This window comes from Corynebacterium sp. 13CS0277 (genome assembly GCF_002994655.1).
Lineage (GTDB): Bacteria > Actinomycetota > Actinomycetes > Mycobacteriales > Mycobacteriaceae > Corynebacterium.
In genome coordinates this window covers 171,088-183,830 of record NZ_PPDL01000001.1, presented here as the reverse complement: position 1 = coordinate 183,830, position 12,743 = coordinate 171,088, and the positions used below count along the sequence as shown (strand labels likewise).

The window sequence follows — 12,743 nt, the reverse complement described above, 5'->3', positions numbered from 1 at the left end:
CCGAGTAGGCTAACGTTTCCCCCTCTCTTGACTTACCCCCACACGGATTGTTGAAGGTGCCCTCGTGTCATCCACACCCCGCAAGTCCTCCGCACGCACCACCGCTGGCCTCTACGTGGCATCGACCGCGTTGTCGACGATGGGTAACGCGATCGCCAACGTGGTGTGGGTGTGGCTGGTGCTGGAGCGCACCGGTGACCCCGCGGCCGCCGGCACCGTGGCGGCGGTCATCTCCATCCCGGCGATCCTGTTCAGTGTGCTTGGCGGCGCGCTCATCGACCGGGTGGGGCGCAAACCCATGTCCGTGATCTCCGATGTCGTGTCCTCGGCGTCGGTGGTGCTGCTGATCCTCATGGATATGAACATGCAGCTGACCCTGACGTGGTTCATCCTCGTCGGAATTCTGGGCGCGGTGGGCGACGTGCCGGGCATGGCGGCCCGACAGGCTCTCGTGGGTGATGTGGCGGCGACGAGCGGCTACGCCCTCGACAAGCTGTCCGGGGTGGTGCAGACAGCCGCGGCGGTGAGTTTCCTCGCGGGTCCTGCTGTCGGCGGCCTGCTGCTGGGGTTGCTGCCCGTGTCCAGCGTGCTGTGGATTACTGCGGCGTGTTCGCTCGCGGCCGCCGTCCTGACGGCCCTGTTGCGGCTCTCGCCTGCGGCTGCGGACGAGGCCACCGCTGGCGGGGATGAGACGGCTGCCGGCCGCCGGCGGGTGCGGCAGTCCCTGAGCCAAGAGTGGGGCGTGTGGCGCAGCATCCTCACCCACCCGCAGGTGCGCCTGCTGGCGATCACCGCGCTCATGGCGTCAATGCTCGTCATGCCGTACCTCATCGTCCTCACGCCGGCGCACTTCCACCGCATCGGCGAGCCCGGCATGTACGGCATCACCATGAGCTCCTACGCGCTCGGCATGATTATCGGCGGGATCATGGTGGCCCGCTGGGGCACCCAGCGGCGGCGCCGCATCTGGCTGGTGGCGTTGTCCCTGGAGGCGGTGTGCTACGCGACGATGGCGTGGCTCGCGGGCGGCTGGGTCCTGATCGCCGGTTTTACCCTCGCGGGGATTGGCGGCGGGTTCTTGAGCCCCCTGACGACCACCATCATCACGGAGAAAACCCCCAGCCAGGTGCGGGGCCGGGCGTTTTCCATGCTGCAGATGCTCAACCTCATCGGGCAGCCGATCGGCCTGTCGATTGTGTCGATGGCGGTCCACCGGGTCGACATCTACGCGGTTGCGGTCGGTATCGCCCTGTGCGCGGTGCCGCTGCTGGTGTATTCCTTCACCAGCGGCTACCGCAACTTCGAAGCACTGGCAGCCCCCACCACCCACGCCGCCGCGACCGACTGAGGCCACTGGCTGCGCCCCGCGCGCCAGCACACCGCTGTTAGTTCTGTGCCCAACGGCCCCGGTGGAACCGCACCGTCACCGCCACCAGGCGCAGCACCATCATCGCCACGAGGCCACACCACACGCCCACAAGGCCACTGTCAGTCACCCACGCCAGCCACACGCCCGGCAGGAAACCCAACAGCACAGACGCCACCGTCGCCGTCCGCAGGAATGCCGCGTCGCTCGCGCCCAACAACACCCCGTCGAGGGCGAACACCACCCCGCCGAGCAGCACCATGACCACGAGCAGCGGCCACACCGCCCGCATGTCCGCCAGGACCGTGTCATCGGTGGTGAAAATCCGGGGAATGAGCTGATACCCCAGTGCCAGCAGTGCCGCGAGACACACTCCCAACCCCGCGGAGAACTTCGTGATCGTCCACCCCGTGCGCTGTGCGGCGCTTGCCGACGCCGCGCCTAATGCAGCGCCCGTCAACGCCTGCGCCGCAATCGCCAGCGAGTCCAGCGACAAGGCCAGGAAGTTCCACAGCTGCAACAGCACCTGGTGGGCGCCCAACGCCGCCGCCCCGAAGCGGCCAGCCACAGCGGCCGCCGACAGCAGTGCCACCTGGAACGACAGGGAACGAATAATCAGGTCCCGGCCCAACACCAACTGGCGGCCCATGATCCGGGTATCGGGCCGCCACGTGCCCTGGTGTTCCCGCGCGAGGCACACAAGGAAACACACGGCGGTGATCGTTTCCCCAACAAGGTTTGCCCACGCGGAGCCCACAATCCCGACGTGGCTAACCAACACCGGCACCAACACGGCCGAGGGCACCACGCCCGCCAGGGTGAAGTACAACGGCAGGCGGGTGTTCTGCACCCCGCGCAGCCACCCGTTGCCGGCCATGGTGCACAAGATCAGGGGGATACCGATGCCCGCGACCCGCAGCCAGGAGCCAGCCAACTGGGCGACGTCGGGGTCGTGCGCCAGCCACAGGGTGAAGCGCCCCGCCCCCAATTCAATGATCGTCATGAGGACGAGGCCGACCCCACAGGCAACGAAGGTGGCCTGCACGCCCTCGGCGACGGCGCCTGGCCGATCGCCGGCACCGTACAGTCGGGAGGCGCGGGCGGTGGTGCCGTAGGACAAAAACGTCAGCTGGGTGGTCACCACACCTTGAATGGTGGTGCCCGCAGCCAAGGCAGCCAAAGCCGCGGCACCCAACCGCCCCACCACCGCAGTGTCGAGCAGCAGATACAGCGGCGCGGCCGCCAGCACCCCCAATGCCGGCAGTGCGAGCGCCAGGATGCTTCGCACGCACACTTCCGGCATCCGCGCCTGGGTGGGCGCGTCAGCGGCAGGATCCGGGGTCGGGGTATCGGGCGACGGTGTGGGGTGCTGGCTCATAACCCCCAGGAGTCTAATGGCCGCCCGCAAGCGCCCAAAAGTAGCGACCCCTGGCTCCCCGGCGCCGCCTACTCGGCCTCGTGCACCGCCGCCAGAAGGCGGCGCTCCGCCGTGGCGAGATCCGCGCGCAGTGTAAAACCTGCGGCCCGCACGTGGCCCCCGCCGCCCAAGGCCACGGCAATGCGGGCCACGTCACGGCCCCGGGAACGCAACGAACCGCTGACCACCCCGGGCTGAGACTCCTTGAGCACGGCGACGATCTCCACCCCGGGGTCGTTGATCCCCCGGGCGAAGTCGATAATGCGCTCCCCCGCCCCGGTCGATGCCTGCGCCAACAGCGTGTACGGCGCCCGCAGCACCGCCACCGGACCGTGGATCTCCACGGTGGCCAACACCTGCCCGATGACGGCCAGGTCGCCGCTGGGGATCGCATCCATGAGGTGGAACACCAAGGCTTCCGCGTCGGCACCGCACTCCACCAGGTCCGCCGCAATATCGCGGGCCTGCGGACGCCCCCAGCGGAAGTTCCCCGTATCGGTGACCACGCCGGCGTACAGCAGTGTCGCCGTCACATCATCCACGGTGACACCCGCGGCGCGGAACCACTCCCACACCAGTGAGCAGGTGGATTCCACCTCAGGGGCGATGATGTTCACCGTGCCGTAGCCCGGGTTGGAGGCGTGGTGGTCGACGACCACAACCGGCCCCTCAAAGGCGCGCACCTGTGCCTCCAGCAGGCCTGTGCGGGCGGCGGAACCGCAGTCGCACACGACGAGCGCATCCACATCCCCTAGGTCGAACTCCTCCCCGGTGTGAACCTCTGCGGGAAGCTGCGCCAGCGCCTCCGGCAGCGGCTCGCTCTGGCCTACCAGGATGCGGGCGCGAGTCCCGCAGGCCTCAGCCAGGCGGGCGACCGCGCCCGCGGAGCCGATGGCATCCCCATCGGGCCGCAGGTGGGTGATCACCGCAATCGAACTCGCGTGGCGCACCACCGCCGTGGCCTCATCCCATGTTCTCACCCTGTGCCTGCCCTTCTGCGTGGACTGTCCTACCGGGGCGCGGAAGGCACCGCGCCTTTAGGGGGAAGTCTACGCAGGCCTTGGCGTGCGGGCCGGTGGGAGGCGCAGCGACGGCGGCGCCCCGCACCCGATCCGGGGACCTCATCTCAAGGTCGCCGAGGGGATGCGAGGCGCCGCCGCTCGTGGTCCACTGTGGGTGGACAGAAGGAGGTTAATCCTCCTCTGCTTCCGTCTTGTAGGGGTTCGCCTCCCCCGCAGGCTTCGCCTGGGCCGCCAGCCGCGCCAGCTCCTCATCGCGGGCACGAGCCTTCGCCAGCAGTTCCTCCATGTGGGTGGCGGACTCCGGCATGCTGTCGTAGGTGAATGCCAGGGTGGGGGTAAAGCGCACGCCGAGCTGGTCGCCGACGATCTTGCGCAGCTGCCCACGGGCACGCTTGAGCGCTTCCGCCCCGGCGGCCACATCGGGCTCGTCATTGATGGTGCGGCCGCGCACCGTGTAGAAAATCGTCGCGTCGTGCAGGTCGCCGGTGACTTTGCAGTCGGTGATGGTGACGTATTCGAGGCGGGCGTCTTTGACCTCGCGCTCAATAGCGGTCGCGACGATAGTTTGGATGCGTTTCGCGAGCCGGGCGGCGCGTGCGTGATCAACCATGAGTGGTGTGTCTCCTGTGTAGTGACGTCAATAGATTCGTTGTGGGGTGCGCGCGGGTCATCATCCGTGCGCATTCTCCTGCGGTAGCCATTGTGCCGCCCCAGGCCCGTGTGCGCCACACGGGCGGCCACGGCCACACGTCACGTCCTGGCACAGGGGCGCACGCGGCGCGGAAACGCCCCCGCCCCCTGCTCCCCACGGGGCACGTGGGAGGCAGGGGGCGGAAGCGTGGGACCGTGTGGCACGGCGGTGGGGTGCGTCGCTTAGTCGCGGGGCACTTCCACCATTTCGTAGGCCTCGATGATGTCGCCGACGGCGATGTCCGGGTAGGACAGCACCATGCCGCACTCGTAACCGGCGGACACTTCGGTGACGTCGTCCTTCTCGCGACGCAGGGAGTCGATGTTGGCCTTCTCGACCACCACGTTGCCGTCGCGCACGAGGCGGACGGAGGCGTTGCGGCGAACCTTGCCGGACTCGACCATGCAGCCGGCGATGAGGCCGACAGCGGAAGCCTTGAACAGGGCGCGGATCTCGGCGCGGCCGATTTCCTTTTCCTCGTAGATGGGCTTCAGCATGCCCTTGAGGGCGGCTTCCATGTCCTCGATCGCGCGGTAGATGACGCTGTAGTAGCGGATCTCCACACCCTCGGCGTTGGCTTCCTCGGTGGCCTTGCCTTCGGCGCGGACGTTGAAGCCAATGATGACGGCGTTGGAGGCCGCAGCCAGGGACACGTTGGTCTGGGTGACGGCACCGACACCACGGTCGATGATGTTGAGCTGCACCTCGTCGTCGACCTCGATCTTGAGCAGGGCTTCTTCCAGCGCCTCGACGGAGCCGGCGTTGTCGCCCTTGAGGATCAGGTTGAGGGTAGAGGTTTCCTTCAGCACCGCATCCAGGTCCTCCAGGGACACGCGCTTGCGGGTCTTGGCCTGGAGGGCGTTGCGCTTGCGGGCGTTGCGACGGTCCGCGATCTGGCGGGCCACGCGATCGTCCTCGACGACGAGGAGGTTGTCGCCGGCGCCGGGCACAGAGTTCAGGCCCTGCACCTGGACGGGGCGGGACGGGCCCGCCTCGTCGACGTCGTGACCGTACTCGTCGACCATGCGGCGCACACGACCGTAGGCGTCGCCGGCGACGATGGAGTCACCGACGCGGAGGGTACCGCGCTGCACGATGACGGTTGCCACCGGGCCGCGGCCGCGGTCAAGGTGCGCCTCAATGGCCACACCCTGGGCGTCCATGTCCGGGTTGGCGCGCAGATCCAGCGACGCATCAGCGGTCAGCAGGACGGCCTCGAGGAGGCCATCGATGTTGGTGCCCTGCTTCGCAGAGATGTCGACGAACATCGTCTCGCCGCCGTACTCCTCGGGGATGAGACCGTACTCGGTGAGCTGACCGCGGATCTTGTCCGGGGACGCGCCCTCCTTATCGATCTTGTTCACCGCCACCACGATCGGCACATCAGCGGCCGTGGCGTGGTTGATAGCCTCCACCGTCTGCGGCATGACGCCGTCGTCGGCGGCGACAACGAGGATCGCGATATCGGTGGACTTGGCACCACGGGCACGCATCGCCGTGAAGGCTTCGTGACCCGGGGTATCCAGGAAGGTCACCAGGCGCTCGCCGCCCTCGAAGTCGACCGGCACCTGGTAGGCGCCGATGCCCTGGGTGATGCCGCCGGCCTCGCCGGAGCCCACGTTGGACTTACGGATGGTGTCCAGCAGGCGGGTCTTACCGTGGTCGACGTGACCCATGACGGTGACCACCGGGGGACGCTTCGCCAGGTCGGACTCGTCGCCTTCGTCCTCACCGAACTGCAGGTCGAAGCTCTCCAGGAGCTCACGGTCCTCGTCCTCAGGGGAGACGACCTGCACCTTGAAGTTCATTTCCTCGCCGAGCAGGGTCAGCGTCTCATCGGAGACCGAGGCGGTCGCGGTGACCATCTCGCCGAGGTTGAACAGTGCCTGCACGAGCGCCGAGGCGTCCGCGCCGATCTTGTCGGCGAAGTCGGACAAGGAGGCACCGCGCGCCAGGCGCAGCGTCTGGCCGCCGCCGTCGGGCAGACGGACGCCGCCGATGACGTTGGGGGCCTGCATTGCCTCGTACTCGTTGCGCTTCTGCCGCTTCGACTTGCGCCCGCGGCGCGGAGCGCCACCGGGACGACCGAAGGCACCAGCGGTACCGCCGCGGCGTCCACCGCCGCCGCCACCGCGAGGGCCGCCACCGGGACGGCCGAAGCCGCCACCGCCGCCGCCGGGGCCGGAGTTCCCGCCGCGGCCGCCGGGGCGACCGCCCGCAGCAGACTTCGACGGCATCGCCGAGGGGTTCGGGTGGCTCGGCATCATCGCCGGGGTGGGACGACGGCCGCCGCCCTGGGCTGCACCGCCCTGGGGACGGGGACCGCCCTGACCCCCCTTGGCACCGCCCTGGGGGCGCGGGCCACCCGGGCGCGGGGAGTTACCGGGACGACCACCGGCAGCGCCGGGCTTCGCGTTGCCCTCGCCCTGGGGGCGGGGACGCGGCGCGGGGCGCGGTGCCGGACGGGTGCCGGTGCTGAACGGGTTGTTGGCTACGCGCTGCTGGGGGCGCGGCTTCGGGCCGGGCTTCGCCATGGGGCGCGGCGCCGGCTTGGCGTCAGCGTCCGCGGGGGTAGCCTTCGCGGCCGGCTGCGCGGGCTTGGCCGCAGCCGGGGTCGCGGCCTGCGCGGGGGCAGGCTTCTCCGCCGCCGGCTTCGGGGCGGGCTTCGCCCCCGGCTTCGGGCCGGGGGTTGCAGCAGCGCCGGGCTTCGCAGCCGGGGTGTCTGCCTTCTTCGCGGCGGGCTTCGCAGCCGGCTTCGCAGCCGGCTTCGCGGCCGGCGCCTCGCCTGCCTGCTCGGCCGGGTTTGCGGCCTTGAGCTTGGCGTAGTGGGCTTCCATCTTTTTCACCACGGGGGATTCCACCGTGGAGGATGCCGTTTTCACGAACTCGCCTTGAGCCTTCAGCTCGGCGAGAAGTTCCTTGCTAGTGATCCCAAGCTTCTTTGCGAGCTCATGGACACGGAGCTTTCCGGGCACTTTTCTCCTAGTTCCTAGAAGTCACAAGGCCCGGAAAAGGCCTTGCGGCTTCTATTGTCGTGTGATGACGTTCATCGCTGATGTTTCATCGTGTGCTCATCAGTGTTTTCAAGTCTTTCTTGTCAACTGGGTGGGCCGCCCGCGACATCGGAGTCGCCGGTGAGCGTGGCGAGGTACTCGCGCACGCGGCCCGTATCCGCCGGGGCGGATACTCTCAGTGCGCGCTCAAACGCGCGGCGCTTGAGCGCCACCTCAAAGGCCTCCATCGTGGGCGTGATCCACGCCCCGCGGCCGGGGAGAACCCGGCGGGGATCCGGCACCACAGCGCCGGAGTCACGATCGATGGTCACGCGCAGCAGGTCGCTGGCCGCCGCCTGATGGCGGGTGGCGATGCATGTCCGCAGCGGAACGTGTGCTGCGCGCGCAACCCCGTCGGGGGTGTGCGGCATCGCCCTGCGCTGTGACATCCAGCTCCACATCGGTCGGTGTTTTCGACTCCGCCGGCACATCCATGTGCGCGGCGGGTTGCGTTACGTGACGCCTCCCGCGGCAGTCGACATCGACCACGCGGGTGAGGTGTGTAAAAGAGTCTCGAAGGGTGCGCGCACGCGACTCCGCCGCGCATTGGCGGTGTGTTGCGTGTGAGCAGCGCCCACAAGACCACCCCCAAACTCTACGCGGGTGGCGGGGAAAAAGATAGTTCACCCGCACGCCCCACACGCGAACCACCCCACGCGCCACACCAGTCTCAGCTGGGGCCTGCGACCCCACACCCCCAGGGGCTCCCCGGGTGTCGCGGCGCCAGCTCCCCCACTGCGGCTCCCCGGAAAACGAGGCGTGCCCCCACCGGGTACAAAGACACGGCGGGGGCACAGAGATGAGCGCTGTGGCTGGCGACGCCTATTCGGCGTCGGAGTGGATGTCGATGCGCCAGCCCGTCAGACGCGCCGCCAGGCGGGCGTTCTGCCCCTCACGGCCAATAGCCAGGGACAGCTGGTAGTCGGGAACCACGACGCGGGCCTGCTGCTTCTCCAGGTCTTCGACCTCGACGGAGACCACCTTGGAGGGGGCCAGGGCGTTGCCGACGAACTTCGCGGGATCCTCATCCCAGTCGATGATGTCGATCTTCTCCCCGCCCAGCTCGTTCATGATGTTGGTGACGCGCTGGCCGCGGGGGCCGATGCAGGCGCCCTTCGCGTTGAGCCCCTTAACGGTGGCGCGGACCGCCACCTTGGAGCGGTGGCCGGCTTCGCGGGCGATGGAGACAATCTCCACCGCACCCTGGGCGACCTCAGGAATCTCCAATTCGAAGAGGTGGCGCACCAGCTCGGGGTGGGTGCGGGAGAGGTTGATCTGGATGTTGCGGGGCGCGCGGTTGACGCCGACGACGTAGCACTTGATGCGCTGGCCGTGGACGAGTTTCTCGCCCGGGATCTGTTCGGCCGGCAGCAGCACCCCGTCGCGGCCATCGGCCTCGGTGCCGAGGTGCACGACCGCGATGCCCTTGTCGTTGGCGTAGACGTCACGCTGCACGACGCCGGACATGACGGTGCCCTCGTACTCGGCGTACTCGTCGAAGGCCTTCTCGGCTTCCTTCTCCCGCAGGCGGCCGACGATGGCGTCGCGCACCGCCTTCGAGCTGAAGCGGGTGAAGTTGATGGGGGTGTCGTCGTATTCGGAGACGATTTCGCCGTCCGCGTCACGCTCGATGGCGATGACGGTGGCGGTGCCCAAGTCAGTGTCGATGTCGATGCGGGCTTCCGCGGCGGCCTTGTCTTCCTTCGCTTCCCGGTACGCACCGAGCAGTGCCTGGGCGATCGTTTCCAAAAGATCCCGGTCGCTCATTCCCGTCTCGGAGGAAATGCGGCGCAAGGCCTCAACATCGATGTTCACTTATTAGTCCTTCCGCTGCGCGATGCAGTCGTCAAACGTGGCGCCCGCGAGGTCGGTTTCTTCGGCGGGCGGTTGGCTGAACTCAATTTCTACCACTGCCTGCCCTACCGTGGAAAACTCGACCGGCACCACGGACAGCTTCTTGCCGTCCCGCACGATGAGGGCGACGGTGTCTTCCGCCTCATTCATCGGGCCGATGCGGCCCTGCAGCTCAGGCGCGCCCTCCCGGGTCACCGTGACGAGGCGGCCGCGATTGCGACGCCAGTGGCGCGGCAACGACAAGGGGTGCGCCACGCCCGGGGTGGTGACCTCCAGGGTGTAGCCGGCACCGAAGTTCAGCTCGCCGCGCTCCTCGGCCGCGTCGAAGACCTCCCCCAGCTCCTGGGAGATGACCTCCAGCTGGTCGAGGTCCGGGTGGGTGTCGGAATCGACGGCGACGACGACGGCCGACTTCGCACCGGCGCGGTGGGCGGTGATTTTTTCCACGTCGACGTGGTACTTCTCGGCGACGGGGGCGATGTATTCAGCAAGGATGTCAACGGTAGGAAAAGCCATAATGCTGCCGTAGTCTACCCCTGCCTGACACCACGGGCGCCCCCAGAGCGGTCGCAACCCCCGCGGGGACGATCCGTCATGGTCGCGGTGCCGTAGACTGTGCCTTTGTGAACACCGTCTCTTCCGCAGTGAACTCCCCGCAGGCGCCTCCTGCAGCCCCCACGACCCGTCCCCGCCGACCCCTGCGGGCATGGGCGGTGGCCGCAGTGGGCGTGGTGGCCGCCACCACGGTGGCGTGTGACATTGCCCCGGAGCGTGCACCGGATACGACGTTGGTCTCGTTGGGTGCCGCAGCACTCGCCGACAGCTCCGCACTGGAGGGCACCCGCCCCGATTTGGCGGCGATCGCCCGCCGCCAGGCGGACGTGTTCTACGGGGAAGCTGCCCGCCTGTGCGGCACGGACGAGCAGGGCACCATCATCGCCTCCTGCGCCCCGACTCGCCCGGACGCGGAGCAGGTGGCACAGCTCGCCGCCGGGGTCAGCGGCAGCCCGGAGGAGATTCTCGGGCAGGCGGCCCGCCGCATCGAGGAATCCTCGGCCGCCCTGGAGAAAGATTCCGTACCGCTTGTCGCGCGCCTCTACGCGGAAAATGTGGTGCTGTCCGGCAGCAGCCCGGAACTCCCAGCTGATGTCACGGTGCAGGATGCCGGCGACGTTGCCGCAGCGAAGCAGGCTTTGGAGTTCACCTACGGCGTCGACTACGGGCTGACTGTTGCGGAGGCGTACTCCGAACTGGGACTTAAGCAGCAGATCGCCGCCGCCGTGGAGCAGCAGCACACCACGGAGGCCTCCCTCGTGCAGCTCCTGGAGACCGCCCCGGGCATGACAACCCTGGATATTCCCTCCCCGGCGGCCGGCTACACCTTCAGCGAGTACCCCACTCCGACCGATACGGGGAGCGCCCTGGCGGCGGCGGAGGCGGCCCACACTAACGCGGTGCTCATGTGGTACGCCGCGGCAGCGAACGCGGATGCCCCCGGCTGGCGGCGCTACGCGCTGGTCTCCGCAGGGCGCGCCGCCCGCGATGCCGGCCCCTTCGTGGATGCCACCGGCACCCGCGTGTGGGAGGCCTCATACCTGCAGTACCCCACCCCGGACGATCCCGTGGACACCAGCACCGCCGACTAAACCACGACCGCCGAGTAAAAACACCGCGCGACGCCACTGCCCGGCAGGGCGTGAGCCCCGCGTGTGCTCACTTAGACCACGCAGCGCCCTGCACAGGATCGACACGAATCCGGTGCAGGGCGCTGATGTGATGATCGCCTTGACGGCTAGATGTTCTGCCAGTCGGGCTTGTGCTCGAAGGCGTAGCGGTAGTACTGCCCGAGCTTCAGTTTGCTTGCGGCCGCCTCATCAACAATGACGGTGGCATGGGGATGCAGCTGCAGGATACTGGCGGGACACACCGCCGCCACGGGGCCTTCCACGGTGTCGGCGATGGCTTGAGCCTTGCCCTCCCCCGTCGCGAGCAGCAACAGGTGGCGGGCGGCACTGATGGTGCCCAGGCCCTGGGTGATGACGTGGATCGGCACGTCAGCCTCCGAATCGAAGAAGCGCGCATTGTCCGCAATCGTTTGCGGGTGCAGCGTCTTCAGACGGGTGCGGGATGCCAGTGAGCTCCCCGGCTCGTTGAAACCGATGTGCCCGTCGGTGCCGATGCCCAACAATTGGAGGTCAATGCCCCCGGCGGCGGCGATGGCCGCATCGTAGGCGGCACCCGCCTCGTCGGGATTGTCGGCCAGCCCGTCGGGAGAAAACACGCGGGCGTCGTCGATGTCGACGTGCTCGGTCAACTCGCGGCGGATGGTGCGGTAGTAGGACTGCTCGTGTTCCCGCGGCAGGCCCACGTACTCGTCAAGGAGGAAGGCCGTGACGTGGCTGAAACTGACCTCGCCTGCCTGGTAACGGCGGATGAGTTCCTGGTAGGTCTGCAGCGGGGTGGAGCCGGTGGCCAGGCCCAGCGTGCAGTCGGGGCGGGTGAGGTAGGTGGTGAACACGTCGGCCGCGGTGCGGGCGACTGCGGCGGCGTCGGCGCAGATGATGACTTCCACGGTGACGCTCCTTTCAGGGAGTGCGGAAAAGCTGTGTGCGTGTGGGGGTTAGGCTGCGCCGTGGACGGCGGTGGCGAACTGCCGGGTCACGAACGACACATCGGTGATGGCGGTGCCGATGATGACGGCGTCCGCGCCGAGGCGCATCGCTTCCGCCGCGAGTTCCGGGGTGTGGTAGCGGCCCTCCGCGGTAAGCAGCGGCTCGCGACCAATAGCTGCGCGGATGTCGGTGACGAGTTCCAGGTCCGGCCCCGGGGTCTTCGCCCGGTGCTCCGTGTATCCCGCCAAGGTGGTGGAGATGATATCCGCGCCAGCCTCATGGGCGGCGACTGCCTCCTCCAGGGTGGCGATGTCGGCCATGATGAGCTTGCCTTCCTCATGGACAGCAGCCACCATGTCGGCGAAGCTGGAACCGTCCGGACGGGGGCGCAGCGTCGCATCTACGGCGACCACGTCTGCACCGGCGCGGGCGACCGCGCGCGCCGAAGCCACCGTCGGGGTGATGTACACGCCCGTATCGCCCTCCTTGGTCAGGCCGATGACGGGCACATCGACTGCACGGGCGACGGCCTCAATGTCGGCGAGCCCGCCGTAGCCGCCGCAGCGGATCGCGGTGGCACCGCCGGCGGCGGCCGCCGCCGCGAGGTGGGCGATGGTGTGGGTGTCCCGCAGGGGGTGCCCGTCGGGGGCCTGCGCGGACACGATCAGCGTGCCCTCGACCTGTGCACGGAAGTCGGTCAGTGTCAGGTTGCCCATGGTGTGTCCTTT

11 protein-coding genes are annotated in these 12,743 nt (G+C 68.5%); 2 read left to right on the top strand and 9 right to left on the bottom strand.

The genetic code is table 11. The annotated features are described in order from the left end of the window. Window positions 1–64 precede the first annotated feature (64 nt). Complete coding sequence (locus C1Y63_RS00745; RefSeq protein WP_106014546.1) at window positions 65–1,348, top strand: MFS transporter; 1,284 nt, start codon at window positions 65–67, stop codon at window positions 1,346–1,348. Window positions 1,349–1,385: 37 nt separating this feature from the next. Here the strand turns inward: C1Y63_RS00745 and C1Y63_RS00740 are convergent, their stop codons facing one another. The 7 genes from C1Y63_RS00740 to rimP all read right to left on the bottom strand — a co-directional run bounded on the left by C1Y63_RS00740 (window position 1,386) and on the right by rimP (window position 9,919). Continuing rightward, the gene (locus tag C1Y63_RS00740; protein ID WP_106014545.1) at window positions 1,386–2,669 is read right to left on the bottom strand and encodes an MATE family efflux transporter; all 1,284 of its coding nucleotides are present in this window, start codon (window positions 2,667–2,669) and stop codon (window positions 1,386–1,388) included. 143 nt (window positions 2,670–2,812) lie between these two features. Then, on the bottom strand, window positions 2,813–3,763 hold the full coding sequence (locus C1Y63_RS00735) for a bifunctional oligoribonuclease/PAP phosphatase NrnA (protein ID WP_106014544.1): 951 nt from the start codon (window positions 3,761–3,763) through the stop codon (window positions 2,813–2,815). 211 nt (window positions 3,764–3,974) lie between these two features. Beyond that, on the bottom strand, window positions 3,975–4,415 hold the full coding sequence (gene rbfA, locus C1Y63_RS00730) for a 30S ribosome-binding factor RbfA (RefSeq protein WP_106014543.1): 441 nt from the start codon (window positions 4,413–4,415) through the stop codon (window positions 3,975–3,977). A 263-nt stretch (window positions 4,416–4,678) separates the two neighbouring features. Next, on the bottom strand, window positions 4,679–7,471 hold the full coding sequence (gene infB, locus C1Y63_RS00725; RefSeq protein ID WP_106014542.1) for a translation initiation factor IF-2: 2,793 nt from the start codon (window positions 7,469–7,471) through the stop codon (window positions 4,679–4,681). 122 nt (window positions 7,472–7,593) lie between these two features. Then, on the bottom strand, window positions 7,594–7,920 hold the full coding sequence (locus C1Y63_RS00720) for a YlxR family protein (protein ID WP_106014541.1): 327 nt from the start codon (window positions 7,918–7,920) through the stop codon (window positions 7,594–7,596). Between the two features lie 451 nt (window positions 7,921–8,371). After that, window positions 8,372–9,364, bottom strand: coding sequence for a transcription termination factor NusA (gene nusA / locus C1Y63_RS00715; RefSeq protein WP_106014540.1), 993 nt, complete (start codon window positions 9,362–9,364; stop codon window positions 8,372–8,374). A 3-nt stretch (window positions 9,365–9,367) separates the two neighbouring features. Continuing rightward, window positions 9,368–9,919, bottom strand: a complete 552-nt coding sequence (gene rimP, locus C1Y63_RS00710; protein ID WP_106014539.1) for a ribosome maturation factor RimP — start codon at window positions 9,917–9,919, stop codon at window positions 9,368–9,370. A gap of 107 nt (window positions 9,920–10,026) precedes the next feature. Here rimP and C1Y63_RS00705 point away from each other — a divergent pair, with 107 nt between their 5' ends. Beyond that, complete coding sequence (locus tag C1Y63_RS00705) at window positions 10,027–11,049, top strand: hypothetical protein (protein ID WP_146128814.1); 1,023 nt, start codon at window positions 10,027–10,029, stop codon at window positions 11,047–11,049. A gap of 146 nt (window positions 11,050–11,195) precedes the next feature. On the opposite strand, the gene nagB is transcribed toward C1Y63_RS00705, so the two are convergent. Continuing rightward, entirely contained in the window at window positions 11,196–11,975 is a 780-nt protein-coding gene (gene nagB, locus C1Y63_RS00700) for a glucosamine-6-phosphate deaminase (protein ID WP_106014537.1), read from the bottom strand. Window positions 11,976–12,023: 48 nt separating this feature from the next. Further along, a complete protein-coding gene (locus C1Y63_RS00695) occupies window positions 12,024–12,731 on the bottom strand; it encodes a putative N-acetylmannosamine-6-phosphate 2-epimerase (RefSeq protein ID WP_106014536.1) in 708 nt (235 codons plus the stop codon). Between the last annotated feature and the right edge of the window lie 12 nt (window positions 12,732–12,743).

Bases quoted from the DNA above. Each gene is read 5' to 3' on its own strand.
- C1Y63_RS00740 (WP_106014545.1), bottom strand. From the start codon at position 2,669: ATGCCGGAAGTGTGCGTGCGAAGCATCCTGGCGCTCGCACTGCCGGCA.
- rbfA (WP_106014543.1), bottom strand. From the start codon at position 4,415: ATGGTTGATCACGCACGCGCCGCCCGGCTCGCGAAACGCATCCAAACT.
- C1Y63_RS00720 (WP_106014541.1), bottom strand. From the start codon at position 7,920: ATGCCGCACACCCCCGACGGGGTTGCGCGCGCAGCACACGTTCCGCTG.
- rimP (WP_106014539.1), bottom strand. From the start codon at position 9,919: ATGGCTTTTCCTACCGTTGACATCCTTGCTGAATACATCGCCCCCGTC.
- C1Y63_RS00695 (WP_106014536.1), bottom strand. From the start codon at position 12,731: ATGGGCAACCTGACACTGACCGACTTCCGTGCACAGGTCGAGGGCACG.